This window comes from Arthrobacter sp. FW306-2-2C-D06B, from assembly GCF_021789175.1.
Taxonomy (GTDB): Bacteria; Actinomycetota; Actinomycetes; order Actinomycetales; family Micrococcaceae; genus Arthrobacter.
Window position 1 is genome coordinate 2,562,848 of the sequence record NZ_CP084560.1, and the last position, 23,745, is coordinate 2,586,592.

The 23,745-nt window shown below is 64.5% G+C and carries 19 protein-coding genes and 1 tRNA gene; 9 read left to right on the forward strand and 11 right to left on the reverse strand.

Annotated elements, in window-relative coordinates; translation table 11 throughout:
- Positions 1–5: 5 nt before the first annotated feature.
- Positions 6–1,310: a M20/M25/M40 family metallo-hydrolase gene (locus LFT47_RS11985; protein WP_236811052.1), complete on the reverse strand. Its 1,305-nt coding sequence runs from the start codon at positions 1,308–1,310 to the stop codon at positions 6–8.
- 276 nt (positions 1,311–1,586) lie between these two features.
- Here LFT47_RS11985 and LFT47_RS11990 point away from each other — a divergent pair.
- Positions 1,587–1,669, forward strand: a tRNA-Leu gene (locus LFT47_RS11990).
- Positions 1,670–1,925: 256 nt separating this feature from the next.
- Here LFT47_RS11990 and LFT47_RS11995 read toward each other — a convergent pair.
- From LFT47_RS11995 to LFT47_RS12005, 3 genes are read right to left on the reverse strand one after another with little or no spacing between them, the layout of a single operon-like run.
- The gene (locus LFT47_RS11995; protein ID WP_236811053.1) at positions 1,926–2,837 is read right to left on the reverse strand and encodes a MaoC family dehydratase; all 912 of its coding nucleotides are present in this window, start codon (positions 2,835–2,837) and stop codon (positions 1,926–1,928) included.
- Positions 2,834–4,186: a 3-oxoacyl-ACP reductase gene (locus LFT47_RS12000; protein WP_236811055.1), complete on the reverse strand. Its 1,353-nt coding sequence runs from the start codon at positions 4,184–4,186 to the stop codon at positions 2,834–2,836. The genes LFT47_RS11995 and LFT47_RS12000 overlap by 4 nt, the downstream gene beginning before the upstream one ends.
- Positions 4,187–4,191: 5 nt before the next feature.
- Complete coding sequence (locus LFT47_RS12005) at positions 4,192–5,562, reverse strand: acetyl-CoA C-acetyltransferase (protein WP_236811056.1); 1,371 nt, start codon at positions 5,560–5,562, stop codon at positions 4,192–4,194.
- Positions 5,563–5,630: 68 nt separating this feature from the next.
- Here LFT47_RS12005 and LFT47_RS12010 point away from each other — a divergent pair, with 68 nt between their 5' ends.
- Together LFT47_RS12010 and LFT47_RS12015 are read left to right on the forward strand one after the other, a co-directional pair.
- The gene (locus LFT47_RS12010; RefSeq protein WP_236818541.1) at positions 5,631–6,353 is read left to right on the forward strand and encodes a TetR/AcrR family transcriptional regulator; all 723 of its coding nucleotides are present in this window, start codon (positions 5,631–5,633) and stop codon (positions 6,351–6,353) included.
- 34 nt (positions 6,354–6,387) lie between these two features.
- On the forward strand, positions 6,388–8,496 hold the full coding sequence (locus LFT47_RS12015) for an acyl-CoA dehydrogenase family protein (RefSeq protein WP_236811057.1): 2,109 nt from the start codon (positions 6,388–6,390) through the stop codon (positions 8,494–8,496).
- 173 nt (positions 8,497–8,669) lie between these two features.
- Here the strand turns inward: LFT47_RS12015 and glgA are convergent, their stop codons facing one another.
- Entirely contained in the window at positions 8,670–9,869 is a 1,200-nt protein-coding gene (glgA, locus tag LFT47_RS12020; protein ID WP_236811058.1) for a glycogen synthase, read from the reverse strand.
- A 104-nt stretch (positions 9,870–9,973) separates the two neighbouring features.
- Here glgA and glgC point away from each other — a divergent pair, with 104 nt between their 5' ends.
- Together glgC and LFT47_RS12030 are read left to right on the forward strand one after the other, a co-directional pair.
- Positions 9,974–11,356, forward strand: a complete 1,383-nt coding sequence (gene glgC / locus LFT47_RS12025) for a glucose-1-phosphate adenylyltransferase (RefSeq protein ID WP_236811060.1) — start codon at positions 9,974–9,976, stop codon at positions 11,354–11,356.
- 107 nt (positions 11,357–11,463) lie between these two features.
- Positions 11,464–12,915 carry an SDR family oxidoreductase gene (locus LFT47_RS12030; RefSeq protein WP_236811062.1) on the forward strand — a complete coding sequence of 484 codons (1,452 nt, stop codon included), beginning with the start codon at positions 11,464–11,466 and terminating at the stop codon, positions 12,913–12,915.
- A gap of 25 nt (positions 12,916–12,940) precedes the next feature.
- On the opposite strand, the gene LFT47_RS12035 is transcribed toward LFT47_RS12030, so the two are convergent.
- The 3 genes from LFT47_RS12035 to LFT47_RS12045 form a co-directional block, all read right to left on the reverse strand.
- Complete coding sequence (locus tag LFT47_RS12035) at positions 12,941–13,792, reverse strand: transglutaminase family protein (protein ID WP_236811065.1); 852 nt, start codon at positions 13,790–13,792, stop codon at positions 12,941–12,943.
- Positions 13,789–14,715 carry an alpha-E domain-containing protein gene (locus LFT47_RS12040; RefSeq protein WP_078108851.1) on the reverse strand — a complete coding sequence of 309 codons (927 nt, stop codon included), beginning with the start codon at positions 14,713–14,715 and terminating at the stop codon, positions 13,789–13,791. The genes LFT47_RS12035 and LFT47_RS12040 overlap by 4 nt, the downstream gene beginning before the upstream one ends.
- 72 nt (positions 14,716–14,787) lie before the next feature.
- Positions 14,788–16,344, reverse strand: coding sequence for a circularly permuted type 2 ATP-grasp protein (locus tag LFT47_RS12045; RefSeq protein ID WP_236811067.1), 1,557 nt, complete (start codon positions 16,342–16,344; stop codon positions 14,788–14,790).
- Positions 16,345–16,457: 113 nt separating this feature from the next.
- On the opposite strand from LFT47_RS12045, the gene LFT47_RS12050 reads away from it, so the two are divergent.
- The 4 genes from LFT47_RS12050 (at position 16,458) to LFT47_RS12065 (ending at position 21,287) form a co-directional block, all read left to right on the forward strand.
- On the forward strand, positions 16,458–17,501 hold the full coding sequence (locus LFT47_RS12050) for a YeiH family protein (RefSeq protein WP_236811069.1): 1,044 nt from the start codon (positions 16,458–16,460) through the stop codon (positions 17,499–17,501).
- A 4-nt stretch (positions 17,502–17,505) separates the two neighbouring features.
- On the forward strand, positions 17,506–20,145 hold the full coding sequence (gene pepN / locus LFT47_RS12055; RefSeq protein ID WP_236811071.1) for an aminopeptidase N: 2,640 nt from the start codon (positions 17,506–17,508) through the stop codon (positions 20,143–20,145).
- A gap of 115 nt (positions 20,146–20,260) precedes the next feature.
- Positions 20,261–20,668, forward strand: coding sequence for a hypothetical protein (locus tag LFT47_RS12060; RefSeq protein ID WP_236811076.1), 408 nt, complete (start codon positions 20,261–20,263; stop codon positions 20,666–20,668).
- Between the two features lies 1 nt (position 20,669).
- A complete protein-coding gene (locus tag LFT47_RS12065; protein ID WP_236811080.1) occupies positions 20,670–21,287 on the forward strand; it encodes a hypothetical protein in 618 nt (205 codons plus the stop codon).
- A 68-nt stretch (positions 21,288–21,355) separates the two neighbouring features.
- On the opposite strand, the gene LFT47_RS12070 is transcribed toward LFT47_RS12065, so the two are convergent.
- The 3 genes from LFT47_RS12070 to LFT47_RS12080 form a co-directional block, all read right to left on the reverse strand.
- Positions 21,356–22,453 carry a lipoate--protein ligase family protein gene (locus tag LFT47_RS12070; protein WP_442863391.1) on the reverse strand — a complete coding sequence of 366 codons (1,098 nt, stop codon included), beginning with the start codon at positions 22,451–22,453 and terminating at the stop codon, positions 21,356–21,358.
- Between the two features lie 81 nt (positions 22,454–22,534).
- The gene (locus LFT47_RS12075; protein WP_009358283.1) at positions 22,535–22,792 is read right to left on the reverse strand and encodes a type B 50S ribosomal protein L31; all 258 of its coding nucleotides are present in this window, start codon (positions 22,790–22,792) and stop codon (positions 22,535–22,537) included.
- A 141-nt stretch (positions 22,793–22,933) separates the two neighbouring features.
- The gene (locus LFT47_RS12080) at positions 22,934–23,743 is read right to left on the reverse strand and encodes a TrmH family RNA methyltransferase (protein WP_236811085.1); all 810 of its coding nucleotides are present in this window, start codon (positions 23,741–23,743) and stop codon (positions 22,934–22,936) included.
- Positions 23,744–23,745 lie beyond the last annotated feature (2 nt).

The following is a 23,745-nucleotide window of genomic DNA, read 5'->3' on the forward strand; positions in this document are numbered from 1 at the left end:
TCTCCCTAGTAGTTGCTGAGCAGGGTGTTGAGCACCCTGGATCCGAACTTGAGCGAATCGGCCGGTACGCGTTCGTCAACGCCGTGGAACATCCCGGTGAAATCGAGTTCGTCCGGGAGCATCAGCGGGGCGAATCCGTAGCCTGTGATGCCGATCTTGCTGAGCGACTTGTTGTCGGTGCCGCCGGACAAGGTGTATGGCAACACTTTGGCGCCGGGGTCTTCCGTATGCAACGCGTCGATCATGGCGTCCACCAGATTGCCGGCAAACGGCACCTCCAGGGACACGTCCTTGTTGACGTAGCTGACGTCCACGCCGTCGCCGGCAAGTTTTTTGACGGTTTCGAAGACCAGTTCCTGCTGGCCCGGGAGCGTGCGGCAGTCCACCAGCGCTTCCGCCGATTCGGGGATGACATTGTGCTTGTAACCGGAACTCAGCAGCGTGGGGTTCGAGGTGTTTTGGAGGGTGGCCCCCACGAAGCGTGCGACGGTGCCGAGTTCCTTCAGGAGGGTCTCGGGGTTGTCCGGATCGAACTCGACGCCGGTCAGTTCCGTCACGCCGTCGAGGAATTGCCGCGTGGTGGGGGTCAGCTCGATCGGCCAGCGATATTCGCCGATTCTGGTGACTGCCCCGGCCAGGCGGGTGATCGCGTTGTCCGTGTTGATTTGCGAACCGTGTCCGGCACGGCCGTGGGCCACGAGGCGCAGCCAGGAAAGGCCCTTTTCCGCGGTCTGGAGCAAGTAGGTCCGCTGGCCTCCGATGGTGGCCGAGAAGCCACCCACTTCGGAGATCGCTTCCGTGGCACCGTCGAAGAGTTCCCTGCGGTGCTCGACGGCGTACCGCGCGCCGTGGTTGCCTCCGGCTTCCTCGTCGGCGAAGAACGCGAAGATGATGTCGCGCTTGGGCTTGCGTCCCGTGCGGGCGAAGTCGCGCATGACCGAGAGGATCATGGCGTCCATGTCCTTCATGTCCACGGCGCCTCGTCCCCAGATGAGTCCGTCCTTGAGTTCGCCGCTGAAGGGATCCACGGACCATTGGTCCTTGAGCGCCGGGACGACGTCGAGGTGGCCGTGCACCACGAGGGCCCCGGCCGAGGGGTCTTCCCCCGCCATCCGGGTGACGACATTGGCCCGGCCCGGAGCCGACTCGAAGATTTCGGCATCCAATCCCACTTCATTGATAAGCGCCGCTGTGTATTCCGCCGCGACGCGTTCCCCGGGACCGGAATCGTCACCAAAGTTCGAGGTGTCTATGCGGATGAGTTCCTGGCAGATCCGGGCTACTTCGTCCTCGGGTCGGATATCAGTCATGGAACTCTCCTTGCTGGCTGGGATGGACATGCTCCGGCGGGTAGGCAGTTGGTGCGTACGCTCCCGCGCGCTTCCCTCAGCCTACCCACCGCACGCTCGTTTGGCCGCGCGCTTTCCTGCGTTTTGGCGCGGATTGGCAGGGTCCAATTGCCGTTACCGGCACCCTCTCCGGCTCCGGTTTTTTTATTTCCCAGAAACCGTGTTAGAGTTTTTCTCGCTGCTTCGGAGGAAAGAGAAGCGCCGAGAGGCGCAGAACGAAGGCTCCGAACACCACCTGCGCGGGTGGCGGAATGGCAGACGCGCTAGCTTGAGGTGCTAGTCCTCGAAAGGGGGTGGGGGTTCAAGTCCCCCTCCGCGCACAATTGCAAGGCCTGGAATTATGATAATTCCAGGCCTTGTTTGTTTAACTTGAATTTGCGTTTTCAGACACTAATGCGGCGTTCATCACATTTATTGAATTGCATTACCGGCAATTCACCCACAGCAGTGAAACTGGCTCAGGACCGGGCGCCGCGAGGCACGGCGACGGCAGCCGCCCACGTGGGTGACCGCCGTCGTCGTAGCCGTTCGTGGACCTGGACCTGGAGTTGGACCCTTGAACCCGGAACCGGCGCCCTACAGCGCCGTCACGGAGCCGCTGAAGTGCTTCCTGCCGCTTCGAGGGTTCCATGCCACGTAGTCCGAACGCTCCCACGAGCCTGACGCGGAGTGGGCGGTGCCGATTTCCAGCGCCACCCGCGCCGGGAGGAACACCGGTGCCTCGAAATTGACGTCCCATCGGAACGCTTCCGATTTCACCGAGCCAACGTCGGCCAAGGCCCGGGATGCAAGGTACATGCCGTGCGCGATCGACCGCGGCAGGCCGAGCGCTTTGGCCGAGAGGAGGCTCAAGTGGATCGGGTTGAAGTCTCCGGATACGGCGGCGTAGAGGCGTCCGGTATCCACGCCGAGCTGCCAGATGGCTGTTGGTGCGGGTGCCGTGAAATCCGCCGGAGTGGCGGCCATTGCGGCCTTGTCGACTCCCGGAAGGAAGACCCCCTTGGCCAAATACGTCGAGACGCCCCGCCAGAGCAAGGCCCCATCTTTGCTCGATCGGACTTCGGCGACGACGTCCAGCTGGGTTCCGGCCCTGTGACCGCGCATGTCCTCGGCCCATGACCGGACGTCGAGCGACTCACTGAACTGGACCGCCCGCATCTGCTCCACGCGGTTCCTCAAATGGATCATCCCCAGCAGGGGAAGCGGGAAGTCGTCCCGGTTCAGCACGCTCATCGAAACCGGGAACGCGAGGGCATGGATGAAGCCGGCCGGAAGTGCGTCACTCGCAGTCTCGCCGATCAGGTGCTGGTACGCGGTGAGGTTCGCGACGTCGGCCCGCACCCCGCGGACCTCATGGCTCCCGTGGGGCAGCGCGTTGGCTGCCTGGAAACCCATCAGCCTCCGCCGTGCCGCCGTCGCCGCCGCATTCACGTACAGCTTCGAGAGGGACGGCAGCTCCCCCAGGATGAGCGGTTGCTCCGTAGTCATGCACCCACCAGGTTCTGTCCGCAGACCCTGAGCACTTCTCCGGTGATTCCAGCGGCGGCATCCGATGCGAGGAACGCAATTGCCTCGGCCACGTCCCCGGGCAAGCCTCCCTGCTGCAGCGAGTTCAACCTGCGGGCAACTTCCCGGGTCGCGAAGGGGATCCGGGCGGTCATGTCGGTCTCGATGAAACCGGGCGCGACCGCGTTGATGGAGCCGCCGCGTTCCGCCAGCAAGGGCGCCGTGGCCCTGACCATGCCGATCACTCCCCCTTTGGACGCAGCGTAGTTGGTCTGCCCCCGATTGCCGGCGATACCGCTGGTGGAGGCCACCGACACGATCCGCGGGGTTTTGTTGAGCTGGTCCGAGCCCAGGAGTGCCTCGTTGATTCTCAACTGCGAGGCGATGTTCACTCCGATGACCGAATTCCAGCGGCCCTCATCCATGTTGGCCAAGAGCTTGTCCCGGGTAATGCCGGCGTTGTGGATGACGATATCGAGTCCGCCATGGCGTTCCACGGCGTGGTCGATGATCCGCCTCCCGGCGTCCTCGGCCGTGATGTCCAATTGCAGGGCAGTGCCATGGACCTCGTTGGCGACTTCGGCGAGGTGGTCGCCCGCAGCGGGAATATCCACCACCACGAGCCGGGCGCCGTCCCGGTGCAGGGTCCGTGCGATCGCCGCTCCGATGCCGCGGGCAGCTCCCGTGACGACGGCGACCTTGCCGGCCAAGGGCTTGTCGGCGTCGGCGGGAAGCTGGCCGGTGCCTGAAGTCACAGTCAGGAACTGACCATCCACGAACGCGGACCGTCCGGACAGGAAGAAGCGGAGCGCGCCGAGCGTGCTGGGGCTCGTGGTGCCGGTACCGTCCCCGAGGAGAATGCCGTTGGCCGTGGCACCTGCCCGCAGTTCCTTGGCGAGGGAACGCAGCAGGCCGTCGACGCCTTGACGGACCGCGGCAACAGCCGGGCTGGCGGCAGACGCGGACGTGCGGGAGATCGTGACGACCCTTGCACCGGCGGCCAGATCACGGAGCGACGGGGCCGCAGTGAGAACCGGTCCGGCAAGCTCTTCCGGATGCTCGACGGCGTCAAGCACCAGGACGATTGCCCCCAGCTTTTCCTTGGGCAGGGCCGAACGCCGAACGTCGAGGTCCCAGCCCACCAGGGCGGCAGCCAATTCGTCGGCGCCCGCAGTTTTCCCGTTGCCGCTCCCGAGCACAAGGACCGGACCTGGAACCAGCGGTTCTCCCGCTTTGTACCTCCGGAGAACGGCGGGTTGGGGCAGGCCGAGCTTTTTGGCCAGGTCCTTGCCGATCCCGTGGCTGACGAACTGTGTGTATTTGTCCGTCATGTCGGCTACCGCCCTTCGGGAGCGGAGTAGGCCTCAAGGATCGCGACGACGCCCTGCCCTCCGGCTGCGCAGACGGAGATGAGTCCACGGGCTGGCCGGCCGTCCACCGGGCCGTTCTCGTGGAGCATCTTCGCCAGCGAGGCAACGATCCGTCCGCCGGTCGCGGCGAAGGGATGTCCGGCGGCGAGGGACGAGCCGTTGACGTTGAGCTTGGCGCGGTCGATCTTGCCGAAGGCACCATCCAGTCCCAGCCGGGTACGGCCGAATTCCTCGTCTTCCCATGCTGCAAGCGTGCTCAGGACAGTGCCCGCGAAGGCTTCGTGGATTTCGAAGAAGTCGATGTCTTCGAAGGACAGCCCGTTGCGGGCCAGGAGCCGCGGCACCGCGAAGGCCGGAGCCATGAGGAGTCCGTCCTTGCCGTGGACGAAATCGACGGCGGCCGCCTCGCCGTCGACGACGACTGCCAGCTTGGGCAGGCCCCGGGCGTCCGCCCATTCCTCAGTGCCGAGGAGAACCGTGGAGGCGCCGTCCGTGAGTGGAGTCGAGTTGCCGGCCGTCATCGTGGCCTCAGCCCCAAGGCTCTTTCCGAAAACAGGCTTGAGGGTGGCCAACTTCTCCATGGAGGTATCGGGCCTGAGGTTCGAATCACGGCTCAGCCCACGGTACGGAGTCACGAGGTCATCGAAGAAGCCACGTTCGTAGGCCGCGGCGAGGTTGTGGTGGCTATTGAACGCGATCTCGTCCTGAGCTTCGCGGCTGATCTTCCATTGGGCAGTGGTGAGTGCCTGGTGTTCTCCCATCGAGAGGCCGGTGCGCGGTTCCCCCGTGTTCGGAGCATCCGGGGCGAGGTCCTTCGGACGCAGCCGTGCGAGGACCTTGAGCCGATCGGTCAGGGACTTGGCGCGATTGAGGTCCAGCAGGATTTCGCGGAGGCCCTCGCTCACGGCAATAGGGGCATCCGAGGCAGAGTCGACGCCGCCTGCGATGGCCGAGTCGATCTGGCCCAGCTTGATCTTGTTGGCGAGGCCCAGGACGGTCTCAAGGCCGGTGGCGCACGCCTGCTGGAGATCGTAGGCAGGCGTCTCCGGGGAAAGGGCCGAGCCCAGCACTGCTTCGCGCGTCAGGTTGAAGTCGCGGGAGTGCTTCAGGACGGCTCCTGCGGCGACCTCGCCGATTCGCTCCTCTTGAAGGCCGAAGCGTGCGATCAGCCCGTCGAGTGCGGCCGTCAGCATGTCCTGGTTTGACGATTTGGTGTAGGCGCCGCCGGTCCGGGCAAACGGGATCCTGTTCCCGCCAACCACCACGGCTTTGCGGAGTGCGCCCTCGGTTGCCGGGGATTCGTGTGGTGCGCTCGCGGAATGTGCTGCTTCAGGCATGCGTTTCTCCTTATGATCACATCGTGTTACTGATACCCAGCGTACCTGATACGCTGAGTATCGTGAACATCCCCAGCCCCGGTCTTCCTGCAGAACACAACGCCGGGACCGCGCCTCCCGCGGACGGCGAGGCTCCCGCCGTCGACGGCCGTGCCGCCCGCTGGCAGGTCCACCGCGAAGAGCGACGGCGCGATCTCATCAAGGCCGCCCGAAAGGCTGTACATTCGCTGGGCAGCGAGGCCTCCATGGAGGAGATCGCGACGGCCGCCAGTACCTCGAAGTCCGTGTACTACCGCTATTTCGGGGACAAAGCCGGCCTGCAGCAGGCAATGGGCGAAGTAGTGCTGGGACAAATGCAACGGCGGATGAAGGAAGCGGCGGAAAGCGCGCAGACTCCACGCGAAGGCCTGTTCGCCATGGTCTCCGCGTACCTGCAGATGGCGGAGTCAAGCCCTGCCGTCTACGCGTTCATCACGCGGCTCTCGCAAGGCGAACCCTCTGCGCAAGACGCCATCGCCGCCTCAGGAGCCCTTGGCCACTTCTTCGAGTCGATCAGTGCCATGATCGCCCGGCCCATGCGGGAACACCTGGGGGCGGAAAAGGAAGCATTGATCGACTACTGGCCCACCGCGGCCATCGGACTGGTCCGCAACGCCGGCGAGAGGTGGCTGGGCAGTCCCGCCTCCGCAGCAAAGCCCGACCAGGAAACCATGGCGGCCCAAATCACGGATTGGCTGTGCGTGGGAATCGCCCCGGAACTCAAGATCAACTCTCCTGAATATCAGCAATGACTCCACGTTGTTCGGAACCAAAGAAGGAATCACCATGACTGAAGTAGTGGACCGTACCTCCTCCAGCAACCGGGCGGCCGCGGGAACGGCTGCAACCACGCAGCCTGTTGCCCCCGCCCCTTCGGTGGACGTAGCGGCTCTTGGCGAATTGCTGCTCGGCAAGTGGGCCCATATCCGGCATACGGCGCGTGACCTCGCGGGCCGCCCCGAGGTGCACAAGATCGAAGGCTTGACGCATACGGAGCACCGCAAGCGTGTATTCGGGCAGCTCAAGTACCTCGTGGACAACAACGCCGTGCACCGGGCTTTCCCCGCCAGCCTCGGCGGTTCGGACGACCACGGCGGCAACATCGCCGGGTTCGAGGAACTCGTCACTGCCGATCCTTCCCTGCAGATCAAGGCCGGCGTCCAGTGGGGCCTCTTCGGTTCGGCGGTGATGCACCTCGGCACTGAGGAGCACCAGAACAAATGGCTGCCCGGGATCATGAGCCTGGAGATCCCCGGCTGCTTCGCCATGACGGAAACCGGACACGGCTCCGATGTTGCGAGCATCGCCACCACGGCCACGTACGACGAGTCCACCCAGGAGTTCGTCATCAACACTCCGTTCCGTGCCGCGTGGAAGGACTACATCGGCAACGCAGCCGAGGACGGCCTCGCCGCCGTCGTGTTCGCCCAGCTGGTGACCCGCAACGTTAACCACGGCGTTCACGCGTTCTATGTCGAGCTGAGGGACCCGGACACCAAGGAGTTCTTGCCCGGAATCGGCGGCGAGGACGACGGCATCAAGGGCGGACTCAATGGCATCGACAACGGGCGCCTGCATTTCACCGATGTCCGTGTCCCCCGCACCAACCTGCTCAACCGCTACGGCAACGTCTCCCCCGAAGGCGAATACACCTCGCCCATCGCGAGCCCGGGTCGGCGATTCTTCACGATGCTTGGCACCTTGGTGCAGGGCCGCGTCTCCCTCGACGGCGCCGCAGTCGCCGCGAGCAAGGTGGCCCTGACGACCGCCATCCGGTACGCCGCCGAACGGCGCCAGTTCAACGCCTCATCCCCCACGGACGAAGAAGTCCTGCTGGACTACCAACGGCACCAGCGCCGCTTGTTCACCCGGCTTGCCACAACCTTTGCGGCGAGCTTCGCACACGAGCAGCTGCTCGAGAAGTTCGACGACGTCTTTTCCGGCAGGCACGACACCGACGCCGACCGCCAGGACCTCGAGACCCTCGCCGCGGCCCTCAAGCCCCTGAGTACCTGGCACGCCCTCGACACGCTGCAAGAGTGCCGCGAGGCCTGCGGCGGCGCAGGATTCCTCATCGAGAACCGTTTCGCCTCGCTCCGCGCGGACCTGGACGTCTACGCCACTTTCGAGGGCGACAACACCGTGCTTCTCCAGCTCGTCGCCAAGCGCCTCCTGGCCGACTACGCCAAAGAGTTCCGGAACGTCGACTTCGGCGTGCTTGCCCGCTTCGTGGCCGCCCAGGCCGCGGACGTCGCCATCAACCGCACGGGCCTGCGGCAAGTAGCGCAGTTCGTGGCGGACACGGGATCAGTCCAGAAAGCCGCGCTCGCCCTGCGCGACGAAGAAGGCCAACGCACACTGCTGACGGACCGGGTGCAGTCCATGGTGGCGGAGGTTGGCGCTGCACTCAAGGGTGCGAACAAGCTTCCGCAACATCAGGCGGCGGCATTGTTCAACCAGCATCAGGACGATTTGATTGAAGCCGCCCAAGCGCACGCCGAACTACTGCAATGGGAAGCGTTCACGGAAGCCCTCGGCAAGGTCGGCGATCCGGGCACCGTGCGCGTCTTGACGTGGCTCCGCGACCTGTTCGGCCTCTCGCTCATCGAAAAGCACCTTTCCTGGTACCTCATGAACGGCCGCCTTTCCATGCAGCGCGGACGCACCGTGGGGGCCTACATCAACAGGCTGCTCGTCAAGATCCGTCCCCACGCCCTGGACCTGGTTGATTCCTTCGGCTACGGTCCCGAGCACTTGCGCGCGCCCATCGCTTCGGGGGCCGAAAAGGAACGCCAGGACGAAGCCCGCGGCCACTTCCAGGCGCAACGGGCAAGCGGCAACGCACCCGCCGAGGAGAAGAGCCTCCTCGCCTTGAAGGGAAGAAAGTTCAACTAGCATCGTGCCGTGACCGGCCGGTGAACAATTGCCGAATCCTTTAACGACGACGGCGCCGCACTCCCCCGGCTGGGGGGCGCGGCGCCGTCGTCGTTCTTTCCCAACTAGCTCGCAGTTGTTGTCGTTATGAGCCCTCATAACGACAACAACTGCGAGTCAGTTGGGTTGGAGGGTCAGGGGGCGAGCACCGAACGATAGACCTCGAGGGTTGTTTCGGTGATGGACTCCCAGGAGAAGTGCTCCTCGGCCCGGACGCGGCCTGCGGCACCCATGACCTTGGCCCGGGCAGGATCGGACACAACCTCGTTGAGGGCAGCGGCGAAATCTGCGACGAACTTTTCGGGATCCAGCGGGGTTCCTGTACCGTCCGTGACCTGCTCCAGTTCTACCAGGAGTCCCGTTTCGCCGTGCTGGACCACCTCGGGGATGCCGCCGGTGGCGCTTGCCACGACGGCCGCGCCACATGCCATGGCCTCGAGGTTGACGATGCCGAGGGGCTCGTAGATCGACGGGCAAGCGAAGGCCGTGGCATGGCTGAGGACCTGGATGAGTTCGTGCCTCGGAAGCATGCGTTCAATGACCAGGACACCTTCGCGCTTGCCCTGCAGGTCCTCGATGAGCCGGGCCGTTTCCGCCGCGAGTTCCGGGGTGTCCGCCGCGCCCAGGCACAGCACAAGCTGCACATCTTCCGGCAGGCTGGCCGCAGCCTTCAGGAGGTAGGGGACACCCTTCTGGCGGGTGTTCCGCCCAACAAAGACCACACTGGGCTTGGCGGGATCGATGCCGAGGGCGCGAATTGCGTCTTCGCCTTCGTCCGGCTGCCACATGTCGACGTCGATGCCGTTGTGGACCACCCGGACCTTGGCCGGATCCACGTTCGGATAGCTGCGCAGGATGTCGTTCCGCATGCCGTCCGAGACGGCGATGATAGCCGCGGCAGCTTCATAGGCGGTCTTTTCAACCCATGAGGACAACGCGTAGCCACCACCGAGCTGCTCCGCTTTCCACGGCCGCAACGGCTCCAGGCTATGGGCGCTGAGCACATGGGGTATCCCGTGCAACAGCGACGCCAGGTGGCCGGCCATGTTGGCATACCAGGTATGGGAATGGACCAGGTCCGCTCCGGCGATGTCCGGCACGATGCGCAAATCCACCCCGAGGGTCTGGACGGCGGCATTCGCCGCCCCCAGATCATCCGGAGTGGAATACGACGTCACCGTTGCACCGTGGAAGTCCGCATCGCGGGGCGCGCCGAAGGCACGCACCTGCAGATCCACATGCTTCGCCAGGACGCGGCTGAGCTCGGCAACATGCACACCGGCCCCGCCATAGATTTCGGGTGGAAACTCTTTAGTCACAATGTCTACGCGCACGCTACCTAACGTAGTCCTTCCGGAGTATGTGTTCTAGTGTGAAAGGGTCCGGCAACCCGGGCTTTTTTCGGGGGCTACAAAGACGTACAGGGAGAGCAAACACCATGGCGTTGAAGAAAGTATTGTCAATTGTGTTGGCTGGCGGCGAAGGAAACCGCCTTATGCCATTGACGGCAGACAGGGCAAAACCTGCGGTGCCGTTTGCGGGGGGCTATCGATTGATCGATTTCGCTCTCTCGAATCTGGTCAATTCCGGGTACCTCCAGATCGTGGTGCTGACCCAGTACAAGTCGCACAGTCTTGACCGCCACATTTCCGAGACCTGGCGGATGTCCACCCAGCTGGGAAGATATGTGGCCTCGGTTCCCGCCCAGCAGCGCGTGGGCAAGAGCTGGTTCCTCGGCAGCGCGAATGCCATCTACCAGTCCCTGAACCTGATTCACGACGCCAACCCCGACATTGTTGTCGTTGTCGGTGCGGACCACGTTTACCGCATGGACTTCCAGCAGATGGTCCAACAGCACGTGGCCAGCGGCGCCAAGGCCACAGTTGCGGCCGTCCGCCAGCCGCTGAACATGGCCAACCAGTTCGGCGTGATCGAGGTCGACAAGAACGATCCGCAGAAGATTTCGGCGTTCGTTGAAAAGCCTGCCGAAACGGAAGGCCTCGCCGCTGATCCCTCGCAGTTCCTTGCCTCCATGGGCAACTATGTCTTCGACGCCGACGCCCTGGTGGAAGCACTTCGCATCGATGCGGAGCGCCTGGACACCAAACACGACATGGGCGGCGACATCATCCCCTACTTCGTGTCCCAGGGTGAGGCGGGCGTCTACGACTTCACGCTCAACGACATTCCCGGTTCCACCGAACGCGACCGCACGTATTGGCGCGACGTTGGAACCATCGATTCGTTCTATGACGCCCACATGGACCTGATTTCACCCGTTCCGATCTTCAACCTGTACAACTCGGAATGGCCCATCTACACGCGGCAGAGTATTTCACCGCCGGCTAAGTTCGTCCGGGGCGAGAACAGCACCGTGGGCACCGCGCTGGACTCCATCGTGGCCAGTGGCTCGGTAATCTCCGGCGGAATCGTGGAAGGGTCCGTGCTGTCCAACGACGTCTACGTAGGACCGGCCACCAGGGTCCAGGACTCGGTGCTGATGGATAAAGTGCGCATCGGCGCAGGTGCCGTGGTGAAGCGAGCCATCATCGACAAAAACGTGAAAGTGCCCGCCGGGGCTGCCATTGGCTTGGATCCCGACCTCGACCGGGCCCGCGGCTTCAAGGTCACTGAATCCGGAATCACCGTGCTCGCAAAGGACCAGGTGGTACCTGAGCCGGAGGCCTCCGAGCTCGCCCTGGCGGCTGAATACCGCCGCTCGGTGCCCGAGGCGATCAAGGCTGCCACCGAGAAGTTCCCCGACATCAGGGACTCCGCGGAGCAGGTCACGAAAATCCAGGCTTCCTCGGTAGAGGCCTGACCCGGGACCCCGGAACCAAGACAGCCCCGGCCTCCCGGGCGACAGCAGGCTTCCCGCCACTGCCGCACGGGAGGCTTTGCTGTGCCCGACCCTGTAAAATTGACCCAATGAGCCCCGCCGATTTGACGCCTGAAGAGATCCAGGCCTGCCTCAAGGTCTTGAACACCATCCACGCCTACGACGAGGAGCACCCGGACTACGTCGCCATCCGGCGTGCCACGGGAAAGATGTTCAAGGCCGTCAAGCGCCACCGCCGGGTCACCAAGCGGGACGAGATCGCGGAAGCCGATCGTGCTGTCATTGCGTTGACTGCCACCGCAGCCCCGGACAGGATCGACGACGAGACCCGCGGGAACAAGCTGGCTACCTCGGCCACGGGCGAAATCGCGGGCCACCTCATCCGGTCCAGGCCCTGCTACATCTGCAAGCAGCACTACACGCAAGTAGACGCGTTCTACCACCAGTTGTGCCCGGAATGCGCGGCCTTCAGCCACAGTAAGCGCGATGCCCGCACGGACCTGAGCGGACGCCGTGCCCTCCTGACGGGTGGGCGCGCCAAGATCGGCATGTATATCGCCCTTCGCTTGCTCCGCGACGGCGCGCACACCACGATCACCACCCGCTTCCCCAAGGACGCGGCGCGACGCTTCGCCGCCATGGAAGACAGCGCGGACTGGTTGCACCGGCTCAGGATTGTGGGCATCGACCTCCGGGATCCGTCACAGGTCATGGCGCTCACGGACTCCCTCAACGAAGCCGGCCCGCTCGACATCATCATCAACAACGCCGCCCAGACAGTCCGGCGTTCGGGGAATGCGTACAAGCCCCTGGTGGATGCCGAGGATGAGCCACTGCCCGAGGCCCTTCAGGCAGCCAATGGCGGCCCGGAGCTGGTCACGTTCGGCCATGCCCACGACAAGCACCCCTTGGCCATCACGCAAAGTGTCACCGATCATCCCGTGCTGGCAGGTGATGCGATTACCTCGCTCGCTTTGTCCACGGGCTCCGCGTCGTTGGCGCGGATCGCGACAGGTACCGCGATCGACGCCGGCGGCCTGGTTCCCGACCTTGCGGCCATCAACAGCTGGACCCAAGTGGTGGACGAAGTCGATCCGCTCGAGATGCTCGAGGTTCAACTCTGCAACGTCACGGCGCCGTTCCTCTTGGTCAGCCGGCTCCGCGGGGCCATGAAGCGCTCCACCGCACGCAGGAAGTACATCGTGAATGTCTCAGCCATGGAAGGGCAGTTCTCCCGCGCCTACAAAGGCCCCGGGCACCCGCATACCAATATGGCAAAGGCCGCGTTGAACATGATGACGCGGACCAGCGCACAAGAAATGCTGGACAGCGACGGGATCCTGATGACCGCCGTCGATACCGGCTGGATCACGGACGAACGCCCGCATTACACCAAAGTCCGGCTCATGGAGGAAGGCTTCCACGCACCCCTCGACCTCGTGGACGGGGCGGCGCGTGTCTACGATCCCATCGTCATGGGCGAAAACGGCGAAGACCAGTACGGCGTCTTCCTGAAGGACTACAAGCCCTCCCCCTGGTAAATCCAGGCGGAGGGCCGCAGGCCTCCTAGGTGAGCCGCGTGATCTCGACCGTCACGGTGAGGCCTGAGCCGCCACCGCCGGACAGGATGCCCTTCAAGGGAGGAACATCCCGGTAGTCCCGGCCCCGCGCCACAGTGACGTGGAGATCTCCGGCAGGCTTGTGGTTGGTGGGATCCCAGCTGCGCCATTCGCCGTCCCACCATTCCAGCCACGCGTGGGATTGGCCTGCGACTGTTTCACCGATCTCGGCCGTGGGCCGTGGATGGATGTAACCGGACACGTAACGGGCCGGAATGCCGCAGCTGCGAAGCGAACCGATGGCCAAGTGGGCCAGGTCCTGGCAGACTCCTTGACGCTGGTTCCAGGCTTCCTCGGCGTTGGTAGTGACGCCCGTTGTGCCCTTCACATAGCTCATTTCGCCGCGCATCCAGTCGAAAATGGCCATGGCTGTCTCGTGCGGATTCTTGCCGGCCACGACGGCGGGAATGATGCCGAGCACTTCCTCCCCCGGACCACTGAGCTGCGACTGCGGCAACCAGTCACTGAACTGGTCCCGGATCTCGTCGGAAGCCATCACGTCCCAGCCAACAATCTCTTCGTCCAGGGCCACCCTCTCCACCCGGTGGACCTCAACGGTGGTGGTGGCCACCACTTCGAGTCGCTCGTGCGGCATCTGCATGTCGAAGGCGGTCACGCGGGTGCCCCAATAGTCACGATAAGTGCTCACGGCAGCCTGCGACGGCGTGATCTTCAGTGAGGATTCGAGGACCACCTGTTGCGGATCGGTCAGAGGCGTCATGCGTGCCTCGTTGTACGACAAGGTCACGCGGCGGTTGTATTTGTAGGCCGTCTTGTGGACGATGCTCAGCCGGGTCATGAAACTTCTCCCACCCAGGCCAGTTCATCCGCCTGATTGAAGTACTTACGGGAAATCGCGTCGGAGGCCTGCGTGACGGCCTTCTGGACCCGGTCCATATGCTCGGGCAGCTCGGACATGAGATCGTCCGTCCGATGGAACTCAAGGAAGGTACGGGCCTGGCCGACGATCCGACGGGCGTCATTGATGAAGCCCACCCGTTGCGCTGAGGGATCCAGCTTGGCGAGGCACTCGTCGGCGTCGCGCAGGGCGAAGACGATGGAGCGCGGGAACAAACGGTCCAGCAGGAGGAACTCGGCAGCGTGCTGGTCTCCGAAGGCCGCCCGGCGGGTCCGGAGGAATGACTCGTACGCACCGGCGCAACGCAACATGTTCACCCATGACATTCCGGCGGAGAGGACATCCCTGGTGGACAGCATCCGCGCGGTCATGTCGGCACGCTCGAGCGAACGGCCGAGGACAAGGAAAAGCCAGCTTTCGTCGTGGCTCACCGTGGTGTCCGCGAGGCCCCTGACCATGGCGGTGCGTTCCAGTACCCAGTTGCAGAAACGGTATGTACCCACCACGTCCTTGCGGTGCTGGTTCAGCCCGTAGTACGTCGTGTTGAGGCTCTCCCACAAGGAGGAGGACACGGTTTCGCGTGCCCGCCGCGCATTCTCACGCGCAGCCCCGAGGGATCCGGCGATGGACGTGGCACTCGTCTTGTCGTAGGCGAGGGCGTGAAGCAGCTCCGGCAAACCGAATTCTTCACTCTGCGGCCGGGCTCCCATGACGGCCAGGAGTTCCCGCGCCACGCTGCGTTGCTCCTCGAGCGGAAGGTGGTTCAGGCGTTCAAGATGGACGTCCAGGATTCTGGCCGTTCCGTCGGCCCGCTCCACGTAACGGCCGATCCAGAAAAGGGATTCAGCAATACGGCTCAGCATGGGGCTGTGCCTCCTTCGGGTCCTGCGTCGTGACGATGAATGTATCCTGCTCCGGCACCATAGCGTGACGGATCACTGCTGCTGGTCCGATTGGCGGTCCCGCCAGTTGCTTTCGACCGGCCACACCGAGACCTGCTCACGGACCGTGATGGAGGAACGGGGCAGTTCGACGGCGGGCAGTTGCGGGGAGTCCGAGAGTACCCAGGTGTCCTTGGAACCACCACCTTGGGAAGAGTTCACGATGAGCGATCCTTCCTTCAGGGCAACCCGGGTCAGCCCGCCGGGCAGCACCCAGACGTCGTCGCCGTCGTTGACCGCGAACGGACGCAAGTCCACGTGCCGGGGGCCGAAGCGGTCTCCCGAAAGGGTTGGAACCGTGGAAAGCTGCAGCACGGGCTGGGCGATCCAGCCGCGCGGATCCGCCAACACCCGCTTCCGCAGGGCATCCAGCTCGTCCCGTGAAGCATCAGGACCGATCACCAGGCCCTTGCCTCCCGAACCATCCACCGGCTTGACCACGAGTTCCTCGAGCCGGTCGAGGACTTGCTCGCGCGCTTCCTTCTCTTCCAAGCGGAAAGTCTCCACGTTGGCGATCACGGGCTCTTCGTGCAGGTAGTAACGAATCAGGTCCGGCACGTAGGAATAGACCAGCTTGTCATCGGCCACACCGTTGCCTACGGCGTTCGCGATGGTCACCCCGCCTGCCCTGGCTGCGTTCACCAGTCCCGGACAGCCGAGCATGGAATCGGAGCGGAACTGCAGCGGATCCAGGAACTCATCATCGATCCGCTTGTAAATCACATCCACGCGCTGCTCGCCGGCCGTGGTGCGCATGTAGACCCGGTTACCGCGGCAGATCAGGTCCCTGCCCTCTACCAGTTCAACGCCCATCAACCCGGCCAGCAGTGTGTGTTCGAAGTAGGCGCTGTTGAAGACGCCAGGGGTCAAGACCACCACGGTGGGGTCGTCCACCCCCGACGGCGCGGTCTTCCGCAACGCCGACAGCAGACGGCGCGGGTATTCCTCGACCGGACGGATGTGCTGCTGCCCGAACGCCTCCGGCAAACCCTTTGCCATCGCCCGCCGGTTCTCCAACACGTACGACACCCCGGAAGGCACGCGGACGTTGTCCTCCAGAACCCGGAACGTGCCCGCGGCATCGCGGACGACGTCGATACCGGACACGTGTACGCGCACTCCGCCGGCGGGCTCGAAACCATGCACCGCCCGGTGGAAATGCGCACTGGTGGTCACCAATGCCCGCGGCACTACTCCGTCAGCGACCACCGCCATCCGACCGTAGACATCGTCCAGAAACGCCTCCAAGGCGCGGACGCGCTGCTTGACCCCACGCTCAAGGACGTCCCATTCGTCAGCCGGAATCACCCTTGGCACGATATCCAGCGGGAAGGGTCTCTCCTCCCCCGCATAATCGAAGGTCACGCCGCGGTCCAGGAAGGTCCGTGCCATCGACTCGGCACGGGCGCTCACATCGGCAAGTGAAAGCTCGCGGAGTGCGCCGTCCACCTGGCCGTAGGACTTTCGGGCAACGGTGCCTGGGGCGAACATTTCGTCGTAGGCGCCGGAGCGGGCGGCGGCCTCGGAGTAATCCCGGAATAGCTCTGACATGGGATTCAGACAATCACCTTTTCGATTACGAACGCATTTCGCGTCCTGCATGTTGCGATACCAAGTGTGAACCCGGTTCGCATTTCAGCGCTTGCATGCATCAAGGTTGACGAATGCACCCCCATCGTTTCGCGGCCTCCGTCTCCCGATGGGGAGCCGGGATTGTCATGGCAGTGGCAGCCACTGGACTTGCCTTCATCGTCCATGCCCTGCTTCCCCCCATCCCTGCCATGACAGCCGCTGTAGCGCTGGGTTTGTTAGCTGCAAATATACCGGGCACGGCGGCATGGGCTGCCGGACGCGCCCGCCCGGGGCTGGACTTCGCCGGCAAGCACCACATGCGGGCGGGCATCGTGCTACTGGGCTTGAAGGTCAGCGTTGTCGATGTCCTCGACCTTGGCTGGTTTGCGCTCGTCCTGATCGCCGCCGTCGTGCTCCTCAGTTTCGCCGGCACGTATGGGCTGGCCCGCCTGGTGAAGCTTCCGCGAGAGGGCGCCCTGCTGATAGCCACCGGCTTCTCCATTTGCGGCGCCTCGGCGATCGGCGCCATGGCCGCGGTGCGCCGCATCAAACACCAGGACACTGTCCTGCCCGTTGCCCTGGTGACGCTTTGCGGGACGCTCGCCATCGGCGTCCTGCCACTGCTCATGCACCCCTTGGGCCTGAGCCCTGAACAATTCGGGGCCTGGACCGGCGCTTCCGTGCACGACGTCGGCCAGGTGGTCGCGACGGCACAGACCGCCGGTCCCGTGGCGCTGGCGCTCGCCGTCGTCGTGAAACTGACCAGGGTGGTCCTGCTCGCCCCCATCGTTGCCGGAGCCGGGCTCACGCAACGATGGTCGATGCGTCGGAAGTCGCGCAACGGCACCGAAGCGAACGACGACGGCGGCAAGTTCCCGCCGATCGTCCCGCTCTTCGTGCTCGGGTTCATCGCGATGGTGGCCGTACGTTCCTTGGGCTGGTTGGGCCCGGGCGTGCTGGACGCAGCGGGAGCACTCCAGGACATCCTGCTCGCCTCGGCCCTGTTCGGGCTGGGTTCGGCGGTCCGTGTCCGCACCCTGTTGCACACGGGTGGCCGCGCCGCGCTCGTTGCGCTTGGCTCCTGGTTCCTGATCGCCCTGTTGGGCTTGGGCGCCGTCTTGCTCATGATTAGATAGCTGGGTGTCGAATCACAACTTGGCGCGCGCTGAAGCCGCCACCCGTTCAGCCCTGATCAGCACCCACAGCTACGATGTCTCCCTTGACGTCCGCCAAGCCGCCGATACGGGCGTGCCAGGGTACACAAGCCGCAGCGTCATCAACTTTTCGGCACAGCCTGGTTCCTCCACCTTCCTGGATTTCATCCACGGTGGCGTGCACAGCGTCTTCCTCAACGGAAAAGGGCTCGACGTCGCCGAGGTAGTGGACGGCGACAGGATCCACCTCAACAATCTCCAGGCCGAAAACCAGGTCACGGTCACCGGAACCGCCCTTTACAGCCGGTCCGGAGAGGGCATGCACCGATTCGTCGATCCCGCCGACGGTCAGTGCTACCTCTACACGCAATACGAACCGGCGGACGCCCGCCGCGTCTTCGCGAACTTCGAACAGCCGGACCTGAAGGCCGAATTCACCTTCCACGTCATGGCGCCTTCCGCCTGGCAGGTGGCCTCCAACGGCGCCGAGCTCTCCCGTACGCAACTCACGAGCGATCCGGCCACGAGCCGCTGGGATTTCGCCACCACCCAGCGGATGTCCACCTACATCACCACCGTCCTCGCCGGTCCCTATTTCCGCGCCACGGACCACTGGAGCAAGACGCTCGACGACGGGACCCGCCTTGAGGTTCCGCTGGCGCTCTATTGCCGCGCATCTATGCAGGAGTCCTTCGATGCCGCCGAGCTTTTCCGGCTGACGAAGAACGGCCTGGACTTCTTCAACGAGCTCTTCGACTACCCGTACCCGTGGGGGAAGTACGATCAGGCGTTCGTGCCCGAGTACAACCTTGGCGCCATGGAGAATCCCGGCCTGGTCACCTTCACCGAGAAATACGTCTTCACTTCGCGGGCCACCGATGCCCAGTACCAAGCCCGCGCCAACACCCTCATGCACGAGATGGCCCACATGTGGTTCGGAGACCTCGTGACCATGACCTGGTGGGATGATCTCTGGCTCAAGGAATCCTTCGCCGACTACATGGGCACCCTCGGCGTGGACAGGGCCACGGACTGGGACAGCGCCTGGGTGAATTTCGCGAACAAGCGCAAGTCCTGGGCCTACGTGCAGGACCAGTTGCCCACGACCCACCCGATCGTCGCGGACATTCCGGACCTGGAAGCCGCCAAGCAGAACTTCGACGGCATTACCTATGCCAAGGGTGCATCCGTCCTGAAGCAATTGGTGGCCTACGTCGGGTTCGAGGCGTTCATTGCCGGCTCGCGACGCTACTTCAAGGATCACGAGTACGGCAACACCTCATTGACCGACCTCCTCGAAGCCCTGGGCACGGCATCGGGCCGGGACCTTGGCACGTGGGCCCGCCAGTGGCTGCAGACATCGGGGATCTCCACCATTGCGGCCGAAATCTCCGGGAGCGGCGATGCCATGGCGGCAGTCACCGTGCGCCAGGACTCCGTGGACCCCATCACGGGCAAGCAGGAACACCGGCCGCATAGGCTCAGGATCGGTCTCTACAACTTTGATGACGGCGGCCGGTTGCACCGCACGGAGGGCATCGAGCTGGACATCGAAGGCGCCGACACGCCCGTCGCGGAACTCGCGGGAAAGCCGCGCCCGTCCCTCCTCCTCGTCAACGACGACGACCTCAGTTATGCCAAGGTGCGCCTCGATGCGGAGTCCGAGGCAACCGTGCGTTCCTCCTTGGACCGGCTCAGCGATCCGATGGCCCGGGCGTTGTGCTGGACAGCCTTGTGGGATTCAGCGCGCGACGCCGTTACCCCCGCGGCGCTGTACGTCGCCGCCGTCGAACGCTTCGCCCCGGCCGAACCGGGAATCGGCGTCCTTCTGAACGTTCTGGGCAACGCGGTGACCGCCGTCGAGCGCTACGTCCCCGCTCCGCAGCGGTACGAGGTCCGGGCGAGCCTGATGGCGGCCAGCGCGATGCAGCTGCGGACCTCCGAGCCGGGTTCCGACCAGCAACTCGCGTGGGCCAGGACTCTGGCGGAATTGTCGCGCCATGACGGCGCGTATGTCGAGTTCTTCCGAGGCCTTCTCACCGGAAGCGTGATAGTGGACGGCCTCACGGTGGATGCGGATCTTCGGTGGAGCCTGTGGCAGGCATTGGCAGCCAACGGAGCGGCCACGCTACCGGAACTGGATGCCGAACTCGCCCTGGACCACACCGCGGCGGGACGCGAAGGCCATGCCCTGGCCGCAGCTGCCCGTCCGGATGCCGCCGTCAAGACGGCCGCATGGGATGCCGCGGTCGACGACACCGGGCTCTCCAACGAGATCCTGAGCGCGGCCATCGCAGGTTTCTCCCTTGCCCCGTCCGGGCTCCTGGATGGCTTCACCGAACCGTACTTCGACTGCTTGGAAGATATCTGGCACTCGCGGAGCATCGAGATCGCGAGCCGGATTGTGCGGGGCCTGTTCCCCTCAGCCCAGGATCTGCAAGCGGGAATGGCTCCCGCAGACCATCCTGTGCTTCGGCGCACGGACGATTGGCTCAGCGCCCACACCGCAGCTCCGCGGGCGCTCCGGCGCATCGTCATTGAGCAGCGCAGCCATTTGTTCCGCGCGCTGACGGCCCAAGCCGCCGGTGCGTCGCAACAAGATGCCGGAGGGCCGCAGCAGGGCTGACTCGGGGGCGGCAATCCGGGGCTGACGAGCCGGCCTTGAACCAAGGGGATCGCCGGTGTCGTCTTTAGATGCAAAGCCCGGCGCCCCGCATGGGCCTTTCTTGAGGACGGTCACCATGAAGTTTCCCCGCCCCGTGCTTGCCGCCGCAGCGCTGGGCACCACCCTTTTGCTCGGAGCCTGCTTCGGCGGACAGCCGGCCGCTCCGGTGTCTGCAAGCCCGCCGGCGAGTACCACGCCCGCCCCAAGCACGCCGTCACCAGCGCCGACAACGACGCCGACTCCCGCAACGCCGTCGACGAGCCCGACGGCGACGCCAACCGCGCCCCCGGCGGTTTCGTCCCCTGCCCCGCCAGCCACAGTCCCGCCCGCCGTCGTTCCGCCACCCCCAGCGCCGCCGGCCGTCGTTCCGCCTCCAGCACCGGCGCTTCCCCACATGGCTCCGCCGCCGCCGCGGCACCCGAATGGCGGCGACCGCGACGGCGACGATAACGGCGGACCGGATGACGGCGATGGAAACCGGTAGCGTGCCACTTCGCCATAGGACAACGCTGCTCGCCGGGCTCTTCCTGGGAACGACCATCGCGCTGATGGCCGTCGCAGCTTGCAGTTCGGCTGTTCAAAGCCCGGGTTCCCGCACCGTTCAGTCCACGGAAGCGCCGTTCGCGTGGTTCAAGCCAGCACCGGCACCGGCCGGGTGGAAAACCATGGAACTTCCGGACGGCACGGGGGTCCTTTCGGTCCCACCCGATGCCAGCCCTGTGGAAAGCGATCCCGGCAGCGTGTCCGCGGCTGTCTCGTCGTCAACCGGCGAACTGGCGATATACCTCAACGCCACGCCCCGGCAGGGCAGCGAGACGCTGGACAATTGGAACAGCTTCAGGCTCGATCACCTGGCGGACGAGAACTCCTCGTCACCCAGCGAAATCGCTGAGCGAACCGGAATGGCTTTCCGCGGAGGCACGGGTTCCTGCGTGGAGGACAGCTATGTGACCCACGTGGGCAACAATCGCTACCGCGAGATAGCTTGCCTCGTAGCGGGCAGCAAGGGCAGCAGCGTCCTCATCGTGGCGGCTCCCGCCGATTCATGGCCGCTCTACAGTCCGGTCATGGAACAGGCAGTGAACGCGTACCGGGCCGGGTAACTAGGGAACCCCGGCAGTTAAGGGACACCCGCAGTTAAGGGACACGCGCGGTTAAGGAACACCCGCAGTTAAGGGACACGGTGCAGCCATTCTTCGGTACCGAACTTTGACTGCACCCGCTCCCGGGCTGTTGCAAGTTCGACGTCTGTGATGCGGGACTCCGTGGCCCCGTAGCGCTCGGAGAAAACCTCCTGCATGGCCTTGATGATCTCAGTTCGCGCCAGGCCGGTTTGCCGGCGGAGCGGATCCACACGCTTCTTTGCGCTGCGGGTTCCTTTGTCGGAAAGCTTTTCCTTGCCGATGCGCAGGACCTCCACCATCTTGTCGGCGTCGATGTCGTAGCTCATGGTGACGTGGTGCAGCATGCCGCCGTTGGCGAGGCGCTTTTGCGCGGCGCCGCCGATCTTGCCTTGCCCGGTGGCGATGTCATTGAGCGGGACATAGAACGCGGCGATGCCCAGCTTTTCCAGGGCAGCCATGACCCACGCGTCCAGGAACGCGTAGGAGTCGGCAAAGCTGATGCCATCCACGAGGCTCTGTGGCACATAGAGCGAATAGGTGATGCAGTTTCCGGCCTCCATGAACATCGCTCCCCCGCCGCTGATGCGCCGGACCACCGTGATGCCGTGGCGCGCGACGCCGTCGGGATCCACCTCGTTGCGGTAAGACTGGAAGCTGCCGATCACCACTGACGGCTCTTCCCAGTCCCAGAAGCGCAAGGTGGGGTTCCGGAGCCCGGCCCCGACCTGCTCCGTGAGGACCTCGTCCAGCGCTACGTTGAGGTGCGTGGGGAGGACCGACGGCGGGATGACCTCCCACTGGTGGTCCGCCCACCCGCTGGCCTTGGACAGCGCCCTTCGGACAGCAACAGCGACGGCGTCGGCGGAGAAGCCGAACAGGACCGAGTCGGCAGGCAGCGCGGCTGAGACAGCAGCGGAAATCTCGGTCGCCGTCGAACTTTCCGGAAGGCCCATGAGCGCCCGGTTGATGTCCATCAGGGCCTCGTCCGGTTCCAGGAAGAAGTCGCCACTGAGTGAGACGTTCGCGAACCGACCGTCCACGACGTCCAGGTCAACTACGACGAGTTTTCCGCCGGGGACCTTGTATTCGCCATGGAGCCGGGGTTCGCCATGTTGGAATGCCATGCTGGAAGTCATGGTTTCCATCCTGCCGGAAAACGCGAAAGCCCGCAGCCGCCGAAGATACGGCGGGTGCGGGCTTTCACAGAAGCTTGGAGGTGAAGTTGATTACTTCTTGCCGCCGAAGCCCTTGAAGCGAGCGTTGAAGCGCTCGACGCGGCCTGCAGAGTCCATGATGCGCTGCTTGCCCGTGTAGAACGGGTGGGACTCCGAGGAGATTTCGACGTCGATGACCGGGTAGGTGTTGCCGTCTTCCCACTCGATGGTCTTGGAAGAAGACACGGTGGACTTGGTCAGGAACTTGACGCCGGAAGCCAGGTCGTTGAATACAACAGCTTCGTACTTCGGGTGGATATCAGACTTCATAATGGGACCTTTTGTTCACGCAGCTGGATTTTGCCAGCTGCCAGGTATGAATGGATTCGGTCCGCGCACTGAAAACAGATAGCCAGTGCCGGGCCAACAATCAATCATAGCGGAAACCGCACCTTCCTTGAACCAGCCGCGTCAGTCGCGCGGGCGCAACTCCCAGAAGGCCACGGCAGAGGCGGCAGCGACGTTGAGCGAGTCGACGCCTGCGCGCATGGGTATCCTAACGGCGAGGTCGACGGCGGCGAGCGTCTCCGGGCTCATGCCCGCGCCTTCTGTGCCGAGCACGAGGGCGAGCTTGCCGGGGTTGCTTGCGGCAAGCGCGTCAAGGTCCACGGCGTCGTCAGTCAGCTCCATGGCGGCGACGGTGAAGCCCTGCTCCTTGAGCCGTTCGAGGTCGCCCGGCCAGGCCTCCAGCCGTGCCCAGGGAACCTGGAAGACGGTGCCCATGCTCACCCGGACGCTGCGGCGGTACAGGGGGTCCCCGCAGCGCGGGGAAACGAGCACGGCGTCCACTCCCAGCGCGGCCGCGGAACGGAAAATGGCCCCGACGTTCGTGTGGTCGACGACGTCCTCGAGGACAGCCACCCGATGCGCCCCGGCAAGAAGTTCTTCAAGGGGCACCGGCGCCGGCCGATGCATGGCTGCCATGGCTCCGCGGTGCAGGTGGAATCCCGTGATTTCCTCAAGCAGGGACGCCTTGCCGACGTAGACCGGCACCTCGGGGAACTGTTGGAAAACGTCGTCGAGATCCTCCAGCCATTTCTCCGCCAGGAAGAAGGATCGGGGCTGGTGGCCGGCCGCAAGGGCGCGTCGCAGCACCCGGGACGATTCGGCGATGTACATGCCCTCGAGGGGCTCGCGGAGCTTGCGGAGGTGGACATCCGTCAGTTGCGTGTAGTCGGCAACGCGCGGGTCGGCGGCGGACTCGAGGTAGTGGAAAGTCACGG

Bases quoted from the DNA above. Each gene is read 5' to 3' on its own strand.
- LFT47_RS11985 (WP_236811052.1), bottom strand. From the start codon at position 1,310: ATGACTGATATCCGACCCGAGGACGAAGTAGCCCGGATCTGCCAGGAA.
- LFT47_RS11995 (WP_236811053.1), bottom strand. From the start codon at position 2,837: ATGACTACGGAGCAACCGCTCATCCTGGGGGAGCTGCCGTCCCTCTCG.
- LFT47_RS12000 (WP_236811055.1), bottom strand. From the start codon at position 4,186: ATGACGGACAAATACACACAGTTCGTCAGCCACGGGATCGGCAAGGAC.
- LFT47_RS12005 (WP_236811056.1), bottom strand. From the start codon at position 5,562: ATGCCTGAAGCAGCACATTCCGCGAGCGCACCACACGAATCCCCGGCA.
- LFT47_RS12015 (WP_236811057.1), top strand. From the start codon at position 6,388: ATGACTGAAGTAGTGGACCGTACCTCCTCCAGCAACCGGGCGGCCGCG.
- glgC (WP_236811060.1), top strand. From the start codon at position 9,974: ATGGCGTTGAAGAAAGTATTGTCAATTGTGTTGGCTGGCGGCGAAGGA.
- LFT47_RS12030 (WP_236811062.1), top strand. From the start codon at position 11,464: ATGAGCCCCGCCGATTTGACGCCTGAAGAGATCCAGGCCTGCCTCAAG.
- LFT47_RS12035 (WP_236811065.1), bottom strand. From the start codon at position 13,792: ATGACCCGGCTGAGCATCGTCCACAAGACGGCCTACAAATACAACCGC.
- LFT47_RS12040 (WP_078108851.1), bottom strand. From the start codon at position 14,715: ATGCTGAGCCGTATTGCTGAATCCCTTTTCTGGATCGGCCGTTACGTG.
- LFT47_RS12045 (WP_236811067.1), bottom strand. From the start codon at position 16,344: ATGTCAGAGCTATTCCGGGATTACTCCGAGGCCGCCGCCCGCTCCGGC.
- LFT47_RS12050 (WP_236811069.1), top strand. From the start codon at position 16,458: ATGCACCCCCATCGTTTCGCGGCCTCCGTCTCCCGATGGGGAGCCGGG.
- LFT47_RS12060 (WP_236811076.1), top strand. From the start codon at position 20,261: ATGAAGTTTCCCCGCCCCGTGCTTGCCGCCGCAGCGCTGGGCACCACC.
- LFT47_RS12070 (WP_442863391.1), bottom strand. From the start codon at position 22,453: ATGGAAACCATGACTTCCAGCATGGCATTCCAACATGGCGAACCCCGG.
- LFT47_RS12075 (WP_009358283.1), bottom strand. From the start codon at position 22,792: ATGAAGTCTGATATCCACCCGAAGTACGAAGCTGTTGTATTCAACGAC.